The organism is Herbaspirillum sp. NPDC101396, from assembly GCF_044767365.1.
In the GTDB taxonomy this organism is placed as follows: domain Bacteria; phylum Pseudomonadota; class Gammaproteobacteria; order Burkholderiales; family Burkholderiaceae_D; genus Herbaspirillum.
Genome location: NZ_JBIWNT010000002.1, coordinates 360,013 through 376,040, shown reverse-complemented (window position 1 = coordinate 376,040; position 16,028 = coordinate 360,013). Strand labels below are relative to the sequence as shown.

Annotated in this window: 17 protein-coding genes; 10 read left to right on the top strand and 7 right to left on the bottom strand. The window is 61.9% G+C overall.

Annotated elements, in window-relative coordinates; translation table 11 throughout:
• Window positions 1-139: 139 nt before the first annotated feature.
• The 4 genes from ACIROY_RS06695 to ACIROY_RS06680 form a co-directional block, all read right to left on the bottom strand.
• Complete coding sequence (locus ACIROY_RS06695; protein WP_402277151.1) at window positions 140-778, bottom strand: aldolase; 639 nt, start codon at window positions 776-778, stop codon at window positions 140-142.
• Between the two features lie 7 nt (window positions 779-785).
• Window positions 786-2,072, bottom strand: coding sequence for a 3-oxo-tetronate kinase (gene otnK, locus ACIROY_RS06690; RefSeq protein WP_402340723.1), 1,287 nt, complete (start codon window positions 2,070-2,072; stop codon window positions 786-788).
• A gap of 21 nt (window positions 2,073-2,093) precedes the next feature.
• Window positions 2,094-2,987 carry an L-threonate dehydrogenase gene (gene ltnD, locus ACIROY_RS06685; RefSeq protein ID WP_402277153.1) on the bottom strand — a complete coding sequence of 298 codons (894 nt, stop codon included), beginning with the start codon at window positions 2,985-2,987 and terminating at the stop codon, window positions 2,094-2,096.
• A 107-nt stretch (window positions 2,988-3,094) separates the two neighbouring features.
• Window positions 3,095-3,790, bottom strand: a complete 696-nt coding sequence (locus ACIROY_RS06680; protein ID WP_402340720.1) for a FadR/GntR family transcriptional regulator — start codon at window positions 3,788-3,790, stop codon at window positions 3,095-3,097.
• Window positions 3,791-4,085: 295 nt separating this feature from the next.
• Between ACIROY_RS06680 and ACIROY_RS06675 the strand changes: the two genes are divergently transcribed.
• The 6 genes from ACIROY_RS06675 to ACIROY_RS06650 all read left to right on the top strand — a co-directional run bounded on the left by ACIROY_RS06675 (window position 4,086) and on the right by ACIROY_RS06650 (window position 9,088).
• Window positions 4,086-5,081, top strand: coding sequence for a 5'-nucleotidase (locus tag ACIROY_RS06675; protein ID WP_402340717.1), 996 nt, complete (start codon window positions 4,086-4,088; stop codon window positions 5,079-5,081).
• A 295-nt stretch (window positions 5,082-5,376) separates the two neighbouring features.
• Window positions 5,377-6,183 carry a GntR family transcriptional regulator gene (locus ACIROY_RS06670; RefSeq protein ID WP_402277155.1) on the top strand — a complete coding sequence of 269 codons (807 nt, stop codon included), beginning with the start codon at window positions 5,377-5,379 and terminating at the stop codon, window positions 6,181-6,183.
• Window positions 6,183-6,965: a transporter substrate-binding domain-containing protein gene (locus tag ACIROY_RS06665; protein WP_402277156.1), complete on the top strand. Its 783-nt coding sequence runs from the start codon at window positions 6,183-6,185 to the stop codon at window positions 6,963-6,965. Before ACIROY_RS06670 ends, ACIROY_RS06665 begins: the two co-directional genes overlap by 1 nt.
• An 89-nt stretch (window positions 6,966-7,054) precedes the next feature.
• Window positions 7,055-7,726 carry an amino acid ABC transporter permease gene (locus ACIROY_RS06660; protein WP_402277157.1) on the top strand — a complete coding sequence of 224 codons (672 nt, stop codon included), beginning with the start codon at window positions 7,055-7,057 and terminating at the stop codon, window positions 7,724-7,726.
• Window positions 7,723-8,379 (top strand): amino acid ABC transporter permease, encoded by a 657-nt coding sequence (locus ACIROY_RS06655; protein WP_402277158.1) that lies wholly within the window; start codon window positions 7,723-7,725, stop codon window positions 8,377-8,379. The genes ACIROY_RS06660 and ACIROY_RS06655 overlap by 4 nt, the downstream gene beginning before the upstream one ends.
• Window positions 8,360-9,088, top strand: a complete 729-nt coding sequence (locus ACIROY_RS06650; RefSeq protein WP_402277160.1) for an amino acid ABC transporter ATP-binding protein — start codon at window positions 8,360-8,362, stop codon at window positions 9,086-9,088. The genes ACIROY_RS06655 and ACIROY_RS06650 overlap by 20 nt, the downstream gene beginning before the upstream one ends.
• Window positions 9,089-9,258: 170 nt before the next feature.
• Here the strand turns inward: ACIROY_RS06650 and ACIROY_RS06645 are convergent, their stop codons facing one another.
• The gene (locus ACIROY_RS06645) at window positions 9,259-9,804 is read right to left on the bottom strand and encodes a hypothetical protein (protein WP_402340714.1); all 546 of its coding nucleotides are present in this window, start codon (window positions 9,802-9,804) and stop codon (window positions 9,259-9,261) included.
• Window positions 9,805-10,075: 271 nt separating this feature from the next.
• Here ACIROY_RS06645 and ACIROY_RS06640 point away from each other — a divergent pair, with 271 nt between their 5' ends.
• Window positions 10,076-11,128, top strand: a complete 1,053-nt coding sequence (locus ACIROY_RS06640; protein ID WP_402277168.1) for an adenosine deaminase — start codon at window positions 10,076-10,078, stop codon at window positions 11,126-11,128.
• A gap of 68 nt (window positions 11,129-11,196) precedes the next feature.
• Here ACIROY_RS06640 and ACIROY_RS06635 read toward each other — a convergent pair whose 3' ends face one another.
• The gene (locus ACIROY_RS06635; RefSeq protein ID WP_402277170.1) at window positions 11,197-12,453 is read right to left on the bottom strand and encodes a M20/M25/M40 family metallo-hydrolase; all 1,257 of its coding nucleotides are present in this window, start codon (window positions 12,451-12,453) and stop codon (window positions 11,197-11,199) included.
• Window positions 12,454-12,673: 220 nt separating this feature from the next.
• Here ACIROY_RS06635 and ACIROY_RS06630 point away from each other — a divergent pair, with 220 nt between their 5' ends.
• The 3 genes from ACIROY_RS06630 to puuE are packed head-to-tail and all read left to right on the top strand — an operon-like array spanning window position 12,674 to window position 14,639.
• Window positions 12,674-12,922, top strand: coding sequence for a hypothetical protein (locus ACIROY_RS06630; protein WP_402340712.1), 249 nt, complete (start codon window positions 12,674-12,676; stop codon window positions 12,920-12,922).
• A gap of 17 nt (window positions 12,923-12,939) precedes the next feature.
• Entirely contained in the window at window positions 12,940-13,671 is a 732-nt protein-coding gene (locus ACIROY_RS06625) for a GntR family transcriptional regulator (protein WP_402277174.1), read from the top strand.
• Between the two features lie 29 nt (window positions 13,672-13,700).
• Window positions 13,701-14,639 carry an allantoinase PuuE gene (gene puuE, locus ACIROY_RS06620; protein ID WP_402340709.1) on the top strand — a complete coding sequence of 313 codons (939 nt, stop codon included), beginning with the start codon at window positions 13,701-13,703 and terminating at the stop codon, window positions 14,637-14,639.
• Window positions 14,640-14,707: 68 nt separating this feature from the next.
• On the opposite strand, the gene ACIROY_RS06615 is transcribed toward puuE, so the two are convergent.
• Complete coding sequence (locus ACIROY_RS06615) at window positions 14,708-15,922, bottom strand: urate hydroxylase PuuD (protein ID WP_402340706.1); 1,215 nt, start codon at window positions 15,920-15,922, stop codon at window positions 14,708-14,710.
• Window positions 15,923-16,028: the final 106 nt, after the last annotated feature.

Genomic DNA, 16,028 nt, shown 5'->3' with positions numbered 1-16,028 from the left:
ATCTGACGTGCTGATACAAACCGGCTGGCGCGTGGCTGGCGAAAAAAGTGAATGCTGCGGCCTGGATACCGGCGTGAGCCGGCGTCCTTGTCGCGTCATTTTTTTTGTTTTGTTGAAGCCGGACCGAAGCGCTGAATGCCTACCAGCGCGCGTTGAATACCTCGCGCAATTCGGTCAGCGCAGCGTCGTCCAGCGGTGCGACATCGCCGCCCGCCAGGTGCCACAGCTTGGCCGTTTCTTCCAGCTCTTCCAGTGCGTAGGCCGCCTTGGAAACCGAGCTTTCCCACACCACCGGACCGAGTCGCTCGAGCAGCACGCCGCGCACCTTGTTGGCGAGTTGCTTCACCTGCTCCGCCACCAGCGGATCGCCCGGACGGCGATAGGCGATGAAGGGGATGTGGCCGACCTTCATCACGTAGTAAGGCGTGATCGGCGGCAGCACATCGTCCTGCGACCACACGCCCGAGATCGTCAGCTTGACCAGGTAAGTCGAGTGCGTGTGCACCACCGCGTGCATCTCCGGATTGTTGTCGTAGACCATCCGATGCAGCGCCAGCGTCTTCGACGGTTTGTCGCCCGAGACCCAGTTGCCGGCGGCGTCGACCTTGGCGATCTTGGCCGGATCGAGATAGCCGAGGCAGGCATCGGTCGGCGTGATCAGCCAGCCATCGTCCAGACGCGCGCTGATGTTGCCGGCCGAGCCGACCGTGTAGCCGCGCTGGTAAAGACTGGCGCCGGTGCGGCAGATCTCTTCGCGCAGTTGGTTTTCCGTGCTCATGTTCAACTCACTCCTTGGCGCCGCCGAGGAAGCGCAAGGCCTTCTCGAAGAAATCGACGCTGCCGAAATTGCCCGACTTGAGCGCCAGCGCCAGCGGCTGGTCGTCGAGTGTCGCGGTCGCCGGCACGCCCGGATCGATCTGCGGGCCGATGCGCAAGGCGCGCACATCGAGCGCCTGCACCACGGCGCCGGAGGTCTCGCCGCCGGCCACCACGAAGCGGCGCACGCCGCGTTCGCGCAGGCCCTTGGCGATATCGGCCAGCGCCTGTTCAACCAGATGGCCGGCCTTGGCGACACCGAGTTCCTTTTGCACCGCCTTGACTTCGTCCGGCGTGGCGGTGGCGTAGATCAGCACCGGCTCCTTGTTGATGTGTTCATTGGCGAACGCCAGCGCCTGCGCCACCACGGCTTCGCCGCGCGCCAGGGCCAGCGGGTCGATGCGATGCGCCGGATGATGCGACTTCCATTCCGCGACTTGCGCGTTGGTGGCCTTCGATGCGCTGCCGGCCAGCACCGCCGACAAGCCGCCGACCTGCGGCAATTGTGCGGCTTCGGCACTGGCGTGGAGCAAGCCGGCGCGACGGAAATTCTCCGGCAGGCCGAGCGCGATGCCGGAGCCGCCGGTGACCAGTTTCAGTTCGGCGCAGGCTTCGCCCAGCACGTACAAATCGCGATCCGACACGGCATCGGCAATCGCCATCTTGACGCCGTCGGTGCGCAGCGCGGTGAAGCGCTCGGTCACGGCGGCGGCGTCCTTGGCGACGGTGTCGTAGCGCACCAGGCCGACTTTCGATTCGGTCTGGCGCTGCAGCACGCGCACCAGGTTGGCGTCGGTCATCGGCGTGAGCGGATGGTTTTCCATGCCCGATTCATTGAGCAAGCCATCGGCCACGAACAGGTAGCCGCGATAAATCGTGCGGCCGTTTTCCGGGAAGGCCGGGCAGGCGATGGTGAAGTCGGCGCCCAGTTCCTTCAGCAGCGCGTCAGTCACCTGGCCGATGTTGCCGGCGTCGGTGGAGTCGAAGGTCGAGCAATACTTGAAGAAGAATTGCGTGCAGCCCTGCTGCTGCAACCAGCGCAACGCAGCCAGCGATTGTTCGACGGCTTCGGCGGCGGGAATCGTGCGTGACTTCAGCGCGATTACCAGCGCATCGGCGTCCACGCCGGGGATCTGTTCGGGGATACCGATCGTTTGCACGGTGCGCATGCCGCCGCGCACCAGCATGTTGGCCAGGTCGGTGGCGCCGGTGAAATCGTCGGCGATGCAGCCGAGCAGAGGTTTGGCTTGAGACATGATGAACTCCGGATTGCTGGATTACTGTTTCGACGGCGGCAGGTCGATGCCAGGGAAAATCTTGATCACGGCGGAATCGTCTTCACCACCATGGCCGGCGGTGGACGCCATCATGAACATCTGATGCGCGGCGGCCGACAGCGGCAGCGGGAATTTGCTGCGGCGTGCGGTATCGAGCACCAGGCCCAGGTCCTTGACGAAGATATCGACTGCCGACAACGGCGTGTAGTCGCCCTTGAGGATGTGCGGCACGCGGTTTTCGAACATCCACGAATTGCCGGCACTGTGCGTGATCACGTCATACAGCGCATCGGGGTCGACGCCTTCGCGCAGGCCCAGCGCCATGGCTTCGGCGGACGCGGCGATGTGCACGCCGGCCAGCAGCTGATTGATGATCTTGACCTTGGAGCCGATGCCGTGCGCATCGCCGAGGCGATATACCTTGCCGGCCATGCCTTTCAACACGTCTTCGATCTTGGCGTAGACGTCGGCGGGGCCGGAAGTCATCATCGTCATCTCGCCGGATGCGGCGCGTGCGGCGCCACCGGACACCGGCGCATCCAGCAGCAGCAGATTTTTTTCAGCGAGGCGCTGGCCCAGCGTGACGGCGAAATCCGGCGCCACGGTAGCGCTCGAGATCACCACGCTGCCCGGCTTCAAGGTCGCGGCGGCGCCGTTCTCGCCGAACAGCACGGTTTCAGTTTGCGCGGCGTTCACCACCAGCGTGATGATCACGTCGACGGCCTTGCCCATCTCCGCCGGCGAAGCGCAGGCGACACCGCCGTCGGCGGCGAACTTGTCGAGCACTTCCTTGCGTACGTCGCAGGCATGCACGTTGAAGCCAGCGCGCAGCAAAGAGCGGGCGACGCCGAGGCCCATGGCCCCCAAACCGATCACACCTACATTTTTTGACATTGTCGACTCCGATAAATTTGGCGGCGCTGGCTGGGGACCGGATGGCCTCTCGCCTGGCTGCGCCTGGTTAGGAATAAGTGAATCGTTGAAATCTTCAGGCCTGACTTTCAAGCTTGACCCAGGCGCCTTGCCGCGTTGAACATATGGGTCTGCGCCGCCGCGCGCGCCGCCATTTCGTCGCCGGCGCGAATCGCCGCGACGATGGCTTCGTGCTCTTCGCGCACCTGCCGCGAGAAATCGTCGCGCCGTGCTTCGTTGCCGCGCGTGACGGCGGTAGCCGCTTCGAGATACTGGCTGAGGAATTCCAGCGTCTTGATGAAATACGGGTTGCGCGTGGCGCTCGCCAGCGCGCGATGGAAGGCGACGTCGGCGGCGACGCCGTCGCTGCCTGCACGGACGTCTTCGCCGATGCGCGCCAGCGCGTCATCAATGGCCACCATGTCGGCGTCGGTACGGCGCTTGGCGGCCTGCGCTGCGACTTCGGCTTCGATGGCGCGACGCAATTCGACGATCTGCAAGACCGCTTCGGGCGAACTGACCTCGGTGTAATCGATGCGCAGCGGCTTGATGCCGGCCTGCTCGGTGACGAACACGCCGCTACCCTGGCGCGGCTCGACCAAGCCTTCGTGCTTGAGCCGGGAAATCGCCTCGCGCACCACCGTCCGGCTGACGCCGAACTCCTGCGCCAGCACCGCTTCGGTCGGCAGCTTGCCGCCGCGCGGAAAGGCGCCGAGGTCGATTTTTTCCAGCAATTGCCGCGCTACCGTGTCGCTGAGCGCCTGCACCGGGATCTTCTGAAACATGCTTGTCTCTGGGTCTTTTAAGTAAGTTATACGGTCATCATACAAATTTATGTAGCGCCATGCAATCCGTGACCGCAAAATACTTTTCAGCAATATTTAACAAAGAAGCAAGCAATATGCGCGACGTTGATTGATGAACGAAACAAATATCCAGAAAAAGCCGGAGCCGCAGATCCCATGCCGATGTTGCATGCAGCCAAATCGCGACAAAACTAGGGGGCAAATGCCATCTGTGGCACACTGCGCAGATCAGTTTTGCGGCGCAACCGCACATCAATCGCTTATATATAAAGACATGGCTTACGATCTTTCCGGCATGCTGGTCATCGGCATTTCCTCGCGCGCGCTGTTCGACCTCGAACACGAAAACGCCATCTACGACACCGAGGGCGTGGACGCCTATAGCGACTACCAGCGCCAGCATGAAAACGACCCGCTTGAGCCTGGCACGGCCTTCCCGCTGGTCAAGGCCCTGCTCCGCCTCAATACGCTGATCCCCGACCGCCGCCTGGTGGAAGTGGTGGTGATCTCGCGCAACTCGCCCGACACCGGCCTGCGCGCCTTCAACGCCATCGAGGCGCACAAGCTCGACATCAGCCGCGCGGCTTTCACCGGCGGCGAACCGATCGTGCATTACCTCGACGCATTCAAGATCGACCTGTTCCTGTCGCGCGACAAGAGCGACGTACAGGCCGCCATCGACGGCGGCGTCGCCGCAGCGCAGTTGTATACCGCGCCAACCAATTACGTCGCCCCGGAAAACCAGATCCGCATCGCCTTCGACGGCGACGCCGTGCTGTTTTCGCGCGAATCGGAACAGATCTATGCCGAAAAAGGCCTGGAAGCCTTCGTGCGCCACGAGCAGCGCCACCGCAACAAGGCCATGAAGGAAGGCCCGCTGGCCAAGCTGCTGTTCGCCCTGGCTGAAATCCAGAAGCAATTCACGCCTGAGACCTGCCCGGTGCGCATCGCCATCGTCACCGCGCGCAACAGCCCGGCGCACAAGCGCGTCATCCACACGCTGCGCACCTGGAACGTCACCGTCGACGAGGCCTTCTTCCTTGGCGGCCTGCCCAAGGCGGACGTGCTGCACGCCTTCGGCGCGCACATGTTCTTCGACGACCAGGAAGGCCATGTGGAACTGGCTTCCGCCGTGGTGCCGTCGGGCCGCGTGCCGTATGAAGGCGGCGCGCTCGGCGTGCGCAATGCGCGCAAGAGCGCCAAGCCGATCTTGCTGACGCCGCCGGCAGCGGCCGACAGCGATGCCCCGCTGGAAACATCGAAGAACTGAAGCGCCCTCTCGCATGCAGAACATCAGGCCGCCGGATCGTACCTGCGGCCTTTTTTGCGCCGCAGCGGTGAGCCGCGGTGATCTGATATACAAGATCTCGCAAAAAAACGCACCAAGGCAGGGATAGCAACGCGCCAAATTCAATCACCGCCCTGCCCCGCAGCCGCCCCTCTCCATCACGAAATATCACGTCAGCAAAGACTTTGCCGCCGCTTTCACTCTGTCGTCCAAGGTGTTATTTCTGTACGTCAATCTGATATACAAGATTGGCATGCATATTGCTCAGATAGCGGATATGAGCACCGACGCCATCAAATCCTCGATCCAGATCGCCAACCGCATCATGGAAGCGATCCTCGCCAAGCAGCTTGCCCCCGGCACGCGCCTGGGCGAGCAGCAACTGTCCGAATTGTTCGGCGTCAGCCGCACGCTGGTGCGCGAAGCGCTGACGCGCCTGGTCACGCGCGGCATCGTCACCGTCAGCGCCCGGCGCGGCTGGTTCGTCATCGAACCGTCGCCGAGCGATGCGCGTGAAGCCTTCGAGGCGCGCCGCGTGATTGAACTCGGCCTGCTGCGCCACGCACGACCGATTACCAAAAGCGCCATCGAGCAACTGCGCGATCACATCAACCGCGAACAAGCGGCCATCGAAGGCGACGACGTCGGTGCACGCGCCTACCTGCTCGGCGACTTCCATGTGGCCCTGTGCGAATGCCTGGGCAATACGCTGCTGTCGGACACGCTGCGCGACCTCACCGCGCGCACCACGCTGACTGCGATGCTGCATCAGTCGTCCGAACAAGCCGAAGACTCCTGCGCCGAACACGTCCACATCGTCGCGGCGCTGGAACGCGGCGACCTGGCCGCAGCCGAGCAACTGATGCACGACCATTTGCAACACGTCGAAGCCGGCCTCAACAAGGCCGAAGTCAACGATCCGCTGGCGCCCCTGCGCCAGGCGCTGGCGCCGGTTTCAGCAGTATCGGCGGTCGGCAATGCTTTTGCAGCACCCGCGAAGCGCAAGAAGACGGCTTCGCGCTCCGTCAAAAAACAGGCTGCTTCAGCCATTTCCCTCACTTCATCTCAACTTGGAGAATCATGATGAAACTCTCGAAACTGTTGCTTGGCCTGATGGCTGGCGCGCTGCTGATTTCCACTTCGGTCGCCCGCGCCGATGCGCTTGACGACATCCAGAAGGCCGGCGTGCTGCGCGTGGCCGTGCCGCAGGATTTCCCGCCGTTCGGCTCGGTCACTTCCGACCTGAAACCGCAAGGCCTGGACATCGACGTCGCCTCGCTGATCGCCAAGAAGCTCGGCGTGAAAGTCGAACTGATCCCGGTCACCAGCGCCAACCGCGTGCCTTACCTGCAAACCAAGAAAGTCGACCTGGTCATCTCCAGCATGGGCAAGAACGCCGAACGTGAAAAAGTGATCGACTTCACCGCCGCCTACGCACCGTTCTTCAACGGCGTGTTCGGTCCGGCCGACCAGAAGGTCAGCGGCCCTGCCGATCTGGCGGGCAAGACCATCGGCGTCACGCGCGGTTCGGTCGAAGACCTGGAACTGTCCAAGATCGTGCCGGCCAGCGCCACCGTGAAGCGCTATGAAGACAACAACGGCACCATCAGCTCGTTCCTGTCGAACCAGGTGCAACTGGTCGCGACCGGCAACGTGATCGCCGCCGCCATCATCGCCAAGAACCCGCCGAAGAAGCCCGAAACCAAGTTCCTGATCAAGGATTCGCCGTGCTTCATCGGTTTGAACAAGGACGAGAAGAAACTGCAGGACAAGGTCAATGCCATCCTCGCCGAAATCAAGAAGGACGGCGAACTGAGCGCACTGACAGTCAAGTGGCTGGGCCTGCCGCTGCCGGCAAACCTGTAATACCTGCAAGCCGGATCCCGCACAACGGGGTCCGGCGCTGCTGCAAGCTGAAGTGATTCACACCACCCATACTCGGAAAATGCATCCACATGGCCTATCACTTTGATTTCCTCGCGGCGTTCGATTACACCGACGTGCTGGTCAAGGGCGTGCTGACCACGGTCGAGCTGATCGCGGTCGGCGGCGTCATCGGCATCGCCGTCGGCATCTTCGGCGCCTGGGCGCGCACGCAGGGACCGCGCTGGCTCAAGCCCATCGTCAGCGGCTACGTCGAGCTGATCCGCAATACGCCCTTCCTGGTGCAGCTGTTCTTCATCTTCTTCGGCCTGCCCAGCCTTGGCATACAGATCAGCGAAATGCAGGCGGCCATCCTGACCATGGTCATCAACCTCGGCGCCTACAGCACGGAAATCATCCGCGCCGGCGTCAATGCGATTGCGCGCGGCCAGATGGAAGCGGCGCTGAGCCTGTCGATGTCGCGCGTGCAGGCGTTCCGCCACATCATCCTGCGTCCGGCCCTGCAAAAAATCTGGCCGGCGCTGTCGAGCCAGATCGTGATCGTCATGCTGGGTTCGGCGGTGTGTTCGCAGATCGCCGTGGAAGAGCTGTCGTTCGCCGCCAACTTCATCCAGGGCCGCAACTTCCGCGCCTTCGAAGCCTACCTGCTGGCCACCGCCATCTACCTCGTGATGGCGATCCTGCTGCGGCAACTGCTGCGCCTGATCGGCGACAAGTTCATCTTTGCGCGGAGGGCTTCATGATCTCCTTTTCCCTGTGGGACATCGTCCGCAACCTGCTGCTGGCGGGGCGCTGGACCGTGCTGCTGTCGCTGGCGACCTTCGTGCTGGGCAGCGTGGTCGGCATGATCATCCTGTTCGCGCGCATCTCCAAACGCCCTGCCCTGCAACGCGCCGCCAAGCTGTACATCGAAGTGTTCCAGGGCACGCCGCTGCTGATGCAATTATTCCTGATCTTCTTCGGGCTCGCGCTGTTCGGGCTGGAAGTGCCGGCCTGGCTGGCGGCAGGGCTGGCGCTGACCTTGTGGAGCGCGTCCTTCCTCGCCGAAATCTGGCGCGGCTGTGTCGATGCGATTCCGCGCGGCCAATGGGAAGCCTCCTCGGTGCTGGCCATGGGCCACATGCAGCAGATGCGCCACATCATCCTGCCGCAGGCGCTGCGCATCGCGATTCCGCCCACCGTCGGCTTCGGCGTGCAGGTGATCAAGGGCACTGCGGTGACTTCGATCATCGGCTTCGTCGAACTGTCGAAGGCCGGCACCGTGATCACCAACGCCACCTTCATGCCGTTCACCGTGTTTGCCGTCGTCGGACTTTTTTACTTTGCCCTGTGCTGGCCGCTGTCGAAGTACAGCCAATTCTTGGAAAGGAAATTCAATGCCGCTCATCGCCATTGAGGATGTCAAAAAACGCTACGGCGACAACGAAGTGCTCAAGGGCATTCGCCTGTCCGTCGATGCCGGGGAAGTGATCGCCATCATCGGCAAGAGCGGTTCCGGCAAGAGCACCCTGCTGCGCTGTATCAACGGCCTCGAGACTATTGACGAAGGCTCGATCAGCGTGGCCGGCGCCTATCTCGGCAAAAGCGAACTGGAACTGAAGACGCTGCGCCTGAAGGTTGGCATGATCTTCCAGCAGTTCAACCTGTTCCCGCACCTGAGCGTGGGGCGCAACGTGATGATCTCGCCGATGATCGTCAAGGGCACCTCGGAAGCCGAAGCGCGCGAGCTGGCCAAGAAGAATTTGGAGCGCGTCGGCCTCGGCATGAAGTTCGATGCCTTCCCCGACCAGCTTTCCGGCGGCCAGCAACAGCGCGTGGCGATCGCCCGCGCGCTGAGCATGCAGCCGCAAGCCCTGCTGTGCGATGAAATCACCTCGGCGCTTGATCCCGAACTGGTCAATGAAGTTCTGGCCGTGGTGCGCAGCCTGGCCGACGACGGCATGACCCTGCTCATGGTCACGCACGAAATGCGCTTTGCGCGCGAAGTGTGCGACCGCGTGGTGTTCATGCACCAGGGCAAGGTCCACGAGATCGGACCACCGGAAGAGTTGTTCGCCAATCCGAAGACACCAGAGTTACAGCAGTTCCTTGGCATGACGCACTAATAATCTAGATAACAACAACGGCAACACCTGTTCTTTTCTGCACCTCCCCTGCCCGTCATTGCACATCGCACTGGCCTGGAGGGGATTTTTTTTGGGTCGCAGCGGCGTCAGACGAAAAAAAAGCCTGAGCGATGAGCGCAGGCCTTTTTGCATTGGTGCAGCGCGACAAATCAGCGCCCGATCTGGCACACCCTGGAACCGTTTTCGACGAACACTACCGGACCGGTGGTGTAGCGCTCCTTGGGGATTTCCACCAGGAGAAAATCCTTGACCTTGTAGGTGGCGCCGGACAGCGGCTTGACGAAACGATATTCCAGCTTCAGCACGCCGTCCTTCATCGTGACCTTGTCGGCGCTGAAAATCTGGCTGCGCTCGGCGGCGTCGGGCGCCTGGATCACGCGCGTGGCGAGCAACAGCTGGCGCGTCTCGAAGTATTCTTCCGAAGGGGTCAATGCGCGTTGCGCGCGCATCGTCGCCGCCGGCTGGAACCAGTAATTCCAATCGGCCTGGGAGCGGATCAGCGCGCACAGCACCGGCTGCGCCTTGTCGTCCCAGGTTTTGACAAAACTTTGGTAGGCGCTGCTCGGAATAGTCGAGAACGGCACCAGGCTGGTGTCTTCCTTCTTCTTCCAGAAAAACAGCGAACAGCCGCTCAGCGCCACGCTTGCTCCCGCCAGCATGCTGCATGTCATTGTCGTCGCAATAATCTTCTTCATACCTGATCCGACCGCTCCTGTTTTGCTTATGCAATTTCTTTTTGGTCCGCCTGACGGCCCAGCATTAAAACATGCATTGCCGGGGATACGCCGCATTTCACGGAAACTTTACATTTTTCCTGTGCCCTTCTGCGATGGGACGCTGCCTCTTAGTCAACGTCCACACGATTTAGTTTTCCCAACGGCCGGGAATTTATGAATGTTTTTCCGAGGTCCGGCGGTGCTTTCTGAGAAAATACGCCCTTGTTCCAGTTCGTCACCAAAGGCCGCCATGACTACTTCCGCCACCCTCCCCCTGCCCGCAGCAATGCGCTCCTTCGTCGAAGCCCTGCCCAAGACCGAGCTGCACCTGCACATCGAAGGCACGCTGGAGCCTGAATTGCTGTTCTCCCTGGCGCAGCGCAACAAAGTGGCGCTGCCCTATGCGTCGGTCGATGCCCTGCGCGCGGCCTACGACTTCACCGACCTGCAATCCTTCCTCGATCTCTACTATGCCGGCGCCAACGTGCTGCAGACCGAGCAGGACTTCCACGACATGACCGCCGCCTACATCGCGCGCGCTCGCGCCGACAACGTGCGCCATGCCGAGATCTTCTTCGATCCGCAGACCCATACCGAGCGCGGCATCGGCATCGACGTGGTGTTCGCCGGCATCGCCCGCGCGCTGCGCGCGGCGCGCGATGAACATGGCTTCTCCAGCGCCATGATCATGTCCTTCCTGCGTCATCTCTCCGAAGAGGACGCCTTCGCCACGCTGGAGGCGGCGCTGCCGCTGCGCGAGCAATACCGCGACCTGTGGAACGGCATCGGCCTGGACTCATCGGAACGCGGCAACCCGCCGGAAAAATTCGCCAAGGTGTTCGCGCGCTGCAAGGAGCTCGGCTTCCACCTGGTCGCCCATGCCGGCGAAGAAGGCCCGCCGGCCTACATCATCGGTGCGCTCGACGTGCTCAAGGTGGAACGCATCGACCACGGCGTACGCAGCGAAGAAGACCCGGCGCTGATGGAGCGCCTGGCGCGCGAGAAGATGCCGCTGACGGTATGCCCGCTGTCCAACCTCAAGCTGTGCGTGGTTGACGACATGGCCAAGCACAATCTGGCGCGACTGCTGCGCGCAGGCCTGGCGGTGACGATCAATTCCGATGATCCGGCTTATTTCGGCGGTTACATGAACGACAACTACCTGGCCGTCGTGTCGGCGCTGGATCTCTCGCGCGCCGAGATCGTGCAGCTGGCGCGCAACGGCATCGATGCCAGCTTCCTGCCGGCTGCCGACAAAGGCCGCCTGACTGCCGAGCTCGATCAGTACGCCGCAGCGCATTAATTCGAGCACATAAAAACGGCGTCGCGACCATCAGGTCGCGGCGCCGTTTTTCTTTTCAGCGAGGAAAATTACTGCAGCAGCTCCGCCAGCGCCAGCGTGACCACCTTGGTGGCCTTGAACAAGTCGTCGAGGCGCAGGTTTTCGTCCGAATTGTGGCCGCGCGCCTCCATCAGCGTACGCGGACCGGCGCCGTACAAAATCGTCGGAATACCTTGCTTGGTATAGTGACGCGCGTCGGTGTAGAGCGGCACGCCATGGGCCTTGACCGGCTCGCCCAGGATGGCTTCGGCATGGCGGCTGAAGGCGCCGATCAGCTTTTCCACACCCGGCAATTCGGCCAACGGCTCGGCCAGCAGGATGCGTTGCACGCTAACCTGGATGCCGGGATAACGCGCTGCTGCGGCGTCGATCACGCGACGCAGATCGCCTTCGGCGTCGAATCCGGCTTCTTCCGGAATCATGCGGCGGTCGAGCCGGAAACTCGCCAGGTCTGGCACCACATTGGTGTTGATGCCGCCCTTGATCAGGCCGACGTTGAGCGTGGCATGGTCGATGCCGCTGACGGCGGATTTCTTCTTCGCCAGTTCGGCGCGGTAGGCGTACAACGCCTGCAAGATGCCGGTCGCCGCTTCAATGGCGTCGATGCCGGTGTGCGGCATGGCGGCGTGCGCCTGCTTGCCCTTGACCGTGACCTCCAGATGCAGGCAGCCGTTGTGGGCGGAGGTGATGCCATAGGCGAAGCCGGCCGAGACGGCGTAGTCGGGCTTGCTCAGGCCTTGCTCGAGGATCCATTTGGGACCGATGTCGCCGCCGGCTTCTTCGTCATAGGTGAATTGCAGTTCGATGGCGCCGTTGAGGACGGCGCCTTGTTTCTCTGCCGCGATCAAGGCCAGCAACGCCCAGGTGTAGGTGGCGAAATCGGACTTCGACACGGCTACGCCGCGACCGTACATGACGGGACCGTGTTCGGCATCCTGGACGATCTCGCCGCCGTAGGGATCCTTGCTCCAGCCGAGGCCGGGCGGCACCACGTCCCCGTGAGCGTTGAGCGCGATGGTCGGACCGCCGCTGCCGAAGCGCTTGCGCACGATCAGGTTGACGGCCGAGATCATGCCGTTGGCCTTGACCAGATCATCCGGCACCGCGTGCACTTCCACATCGAAACCCAGTTGCTCCAGCAGGGCTTGGGCGCATGCGCCATGGGCGGCGCAATCGCCGGACGGATTGTCGGACGGCACCCGAACCAGTTCCTGCAGGAAACGTGTTTGCGCGGCGTGTTCCGCATCAAGGAAGGTAACTACGGATTGTTGCAATGAAGACGGCATGAGATGACCTGTAAAAGAAAACTGAGGAGAACTGGAGACTGCTGTAAAAACTGCATACGTGATTGTAGAAGACTTGCCGCGCGGGCGTTCGGCCCTTGCTTGTTCCTTGCTTACTTCTTGTTTATTCCCTGGCCATCGCCCGCATCCGACAAAAACGCGCAGCAAGTACGCTTCTTGCATAAGAAGGAAAGTCGTTGTCAAAATGCATGGGCAATATCCAATGAAAAATACACAAATGATTGTCGACAATCTCCATCACACCGTTGCTGCGGCAATGGCGCCCGCAATGTGCTGCGGAACAATAACTGCAGAGCGATTCCTGTGGTGCACGCCGCGCGCCGCCGCGTCGCTTTTGGTGCGCAATTTCACCAAATTGTTGCAGATTATTTTTTCCATTGTCGACAATGCCGACCGCCGGTATGACTCCTGCATGATCGCAAACAAGCTTTCGCTTCCGTCCAACCCTTGATGCCGTCTATTCCCGCCATGACCAAACCAAGCAAGACATCCCGCTCGCCCCTGGCTTCGCATCCCGCCGTCCGCGATCATTCGCCGGCCGTCGAAGAGCGTCTTTACCAGGACATCTACGACGCCATCATGGAACATCGCCTGCCGCCGCGCACCAAGCTTACTGAGCAGGTCCTGTGCCAGATTTACGATACCGCCCGGCACACCGTGCGCAAGGTGCTGTCGCGCCTGGCCACCGAAGGCATGGTCGATCTCGAAGCCAATCGCGGCGCCTTCATCGCCAGTCCCTCGCACGCCGAGGTCAAGGACATGTTCGAGCTGCGCAACATCATCGAATACGCAGTGCTCGACAAGGTCGGCCGCGAAGCCAGCACGCGCCAGATCGCCGGCCTGCGCAAGATGGTCGAAGAAGAACGCCACTCCTACCTGACCGGCGACCGACCGCGCTGGATCCGTCTTTCGGCGCAGTTTCACCTGGCGCTGGCCGAGCTGACCGGCAACGCGCTGCTGGTCGACACCCTGCGCAAGCTGGTCTCGCGCACCACGCTGATGATCGCCAAGACCGAAGCGCCGGGACACAATGCCTGCTCCTTCGACGAACACGACACCGTGCTGGCGGCGCTCGAAAGCGGCGACATCGCGCTGGCGCAGGAACACATGGCACACCATTTGCACTTGTGTGAAGACCGCGTCCGCCCCAGCGACGACGATCACTTCGATTTGCGATCGGTGCTGGGAAAGAGTTCCTGAACACCGTCTTCCACATTTCAAAAGAACACATGCAACACATACGACCAGATGGCAACTATCCACGCGACCTGATCGGCTACGGCCGCAACGTTCCTCACGCCAGCTGGCCGGGCCGGGCCAGGATCGCAGTGCAGTTTGTACTGAACTATGAAGAAGGCGGCGAGAATTCCGTGCTGCACGGCGACCCGGCCTCCGAACAGTTCCTGTCTGAAATCATCGGCGCCGCGGCCTATCCGGCGCGTCACCTGTCGATGGAGTCGATTTATGAATACGGCTCGCGGGTCGGCGTCTGGCGCATCCTGCGCGAGTTCGAAAAGCGGCAGCTGCCACTGACGGTATTCGGCATCGCCATGGCGTTGCAGCGACATCCCGAAGTCACCCAGGCCTTCGTCGAGCTGGGCCACGAAATCGCCTGCCACGGCCTGCGCTGGATTCACTACCAGAACATGGATGTCGAGACCGAGCGCGAACACATGCGCGCCGCTGTCGAGATCTTCCGCGAGCTGACCGGTGTGCATCCGCAAGGCTGGTACACCGGCCGCGATTCACCCAATACGCGCCGGCTGGTGGTCGAGCACGGCGGCTTCGCCTATGACTCCGATTACTACGGCGACGACTTGCCGTTCTGGACCCGGGTGGCGCTGGCCGACGGCAGTGAGCAACCGCATCTGGTCGTACCCTACACGCTCGACAGCAACGACATGCGCTTCGCCACGCCGCAGGGTTTCAACACCGGCGAGCAGTTCTTTCAATACCTCAAGGACAGCTTCGACGTGCTGTACGCAGAGGGAGAAGAGGCGCCCAAGATGCTGTCGGTCGGCATGCATTGCCGCCTGCTCGGCCGCCCGGGCCGCTTCGCCGCGCTGCAACACTTCCTCGATTACGTGCAGTCGCATGAGCGCGTATGGATCTGCCGCCGCATCGACATCGCCAACCATTGGCGCGAGCAGCATCCTTACCCCGGCTGAATGCACCGTCGAAAAGAAAAAGGCTGAACGTTGTGTTCAGCCTTTTTGCTTTGGCGCCTGCTATCTGATCATTCGCCCTTGGCGCCTGCTTCAAACCACTTGCCCAACAAGGCCCGCTCGTCATCCGTAATATTGGTCATGTTCCCCAGCGGCATGGCCTTCTGCACCACCGCTTGCTGGTAGATCTGCTGCGCATGCTGCAACACGCCATCCTTGCTGTCGAGCAGGATGCCCTTGCCAGGCACCGGCATCAGCGTCGGCTTGGCCGCATGGCACTGGATGCAGCGCGTTTCGATCACGTGTTGTACTTGCGCGAACGAAACGGCCGGTGCGTTTTGCTGTGAAGGTGGAGGCGCAGGCTGCAGCGCCGACTTCGGCACGATCCACGCGGCCACGCCGGCAAGGATCACCACCGCTGCAGCCGGATACTGCCACTTGATGACGCCCTTGTGCTTGAGCACGAAGAACTGCCGGATCAGCACGCCTGCCAGCATGATCAGCAGCAGCACCAGCCAATTGTTGCCGGCACTGTAGGTCATGCTGTAGTGATTCGACAGCATTGCAAAGATGACCGGCAGCGTGAAATAGGTGTTGTGCACGCTGCGCTGCTTGCCGCGCTTGCCATGGATGGGATCCGGACTCTGCCCCGCGCGCATCGACGCCACCATCTTGCGCTGGCCGGGAATGATCCAGAACAGCACGTTGGCGCTCATCACGGTGGCCAGCGAGGCGCCGGTCATCAGGAACGCCGCGCGTCCTGAAAACACATGGCACGCCACCCAGACCGCAGCGACGACATAGAGCGTGACCAGCACGCCGACCACGCGGTCGCCGCCCGGTTTGTCGCCGAACAGACGGCAGATGGCGTCATACACCAGCCAGCCCGCAGCCAGGTAGGCCAGCGCGGCAAACACCGCCGTCGTCGCGCTCATGTCGAGCACGTGCTTGTCGACCAGGAAGGTGCCGGCATTGAACAGGTACAGCACCGAGAACAGCGCGAAGCCGGACAGCCATGTGCTGTAGGACTCCCAGAAGAACCAGTGCAGGTTTTGCGGCAGCGTCTTCGGCGCCAGCAGGTATTTCTGCGGATTGTAAAAGCCGCCGCCGTGGACCGCCCACAACTCGCCGCCGACGCCCTTTTCGAGCAGTTCGGGATCGTCCGGCCGAGTCAGGCTGTTATCGAGCCAGACGAAGTAGAACGAGGAGCCGATCCAGGCAATCGCGGTGATGACGTGCAGCCAGCGCAGCAAGAGATTGAGCCAGTCGAGAATGTATGCTTCCATTGCGCCCCGCGTAGTGAGTCGATACCGGAATTGTTTATACCATTACTGCCGAAAAAAATGCCGGATCAAAAGACCCGGCACCGAAGGAACTGAGCATGCCGAGATG

Excerpts from the sequence above, each read along its gene's own strand:
- ACIROY_RS06695 (WP_402277151.1), bottom strand. The coding sequence starts at position 778 with ATGAGCACGGAAAACCAACTGCGCGAAGAGATCTGCCGCACCGGCGCC.
- otnK (WP_402340723.1), bottom strand. The coding sequence starts at position 2,072 with ATGTCTCAAGCCAAACCTCTGCTCGGCTGCATCGCCGACGATTTCACC.
- ltnD (WP_402277153.1), bottom strand. The coding sequence starts at position 2,987 with ATGTCAAAAAATGTAGGTGTGATCGGTTTGGGGGCCATGGGCCTCGGC.
- ACIROY_RS06680 (WP_402340720.1), bottom strand. The coding sequence starts at position 3,790 with ATGTTTCAGAAGATCCCGGTGCAGGCGCTCAGCGACACGGTAGCGCGG.
- ACIROY_RS06675 (WP_402340717.1), top strand. The coding sequence starts at position 4,086 with ATGGCTTACGATCTTTCCGGCATGCTGGTCATCGGCATTTCCTCGCGC.
- ACIROY_RS06670 (WP_402277155.1), top strand. The coding sequence starts at position 5,377 with ATGAGCACCGACGCCATCAAATCCTCGATCCAGATCGCCAACCGCATC.
- ACIROY_RS06665 (WP_402277156.1), top strand. The coding sequence starts at position 6,183 with ATGAAACTCTCGAAACTGTTGCTTGGCCTGATGGCTGGCGCGCTGCTG.
- ACIROY_RS06660 (WP_402277157.1), top strand. The coding sequence starts at position 7,055 with ATGGCCTATCACTTTGATTTCCTCGCGGCGTTCGATTACACCGACGTG.
- ACIROY_RS06655 (WP_402277158.1), top strand. The coding sequence starts at position 7,723 with ATGATCTCCTTTTCCCTGTGGGACATCGTCCGCAACCTGCTGCTGGCG.
- ACIROY_RS06650 (WP_402277160.1), top strand. The coding sequence starts at position 8,360 with ATGCCGCTCATCGCCATTGAGGATGTCAAAAAACGCTACGGCGACAAC.
- ACIROY_RS06645 (WP_402340714.1), bottom strand. The coding sequence starts at position 9,804 with ATGAAGAAGATTATTGCGACGACAATGACATGCAGCATGCTGGCGGGA.
- ACIROY_RS06640 (WP_402277168.1), top strand. The coding sequence starts at position 10,076 with ATGACTACTTCCGCCACCCTCCCCCTGCCCGCAGCAATGCGCTCCTTC.
- ACIROY_RS06635 (WP_402277170.1), bottom strand. The coding sequence starts at position 12,453 with ATGCCGTCTTCATTGCAACAATCCGTAGTTACCTTCCTTGATGCGGAA.
- ACIROY_RS06630 (WP_402340712.1), top strand. The coding sequence starts at position 12,674 with ATGAAAAATACACAAATGATTGTCGACAATCTCCATCACACCGTTGCT.
- ACIROY_RS06625 (WP_402277174.1), top strand. The coding sequence starts at position 12,940 with ATGACCAAACCAAGCAAGACATCCCGCTCGCCCCTGGCTTCGCATCCC.
- puuE (WP_402340709.1), top strand. The coding sequence starts at position 13,701 with ATGCAACACATACGACCAGATGGCAACTATCCACGCGACCTGATCGGC.
- ACIROY_RS06615 (WP_402340706.1), bottom strand. The coding sequence starts at position 15,922 with ATGGAAGCATACATTCTCGACTGGCTCAATCTCTTGCTGCGCTGGCTG.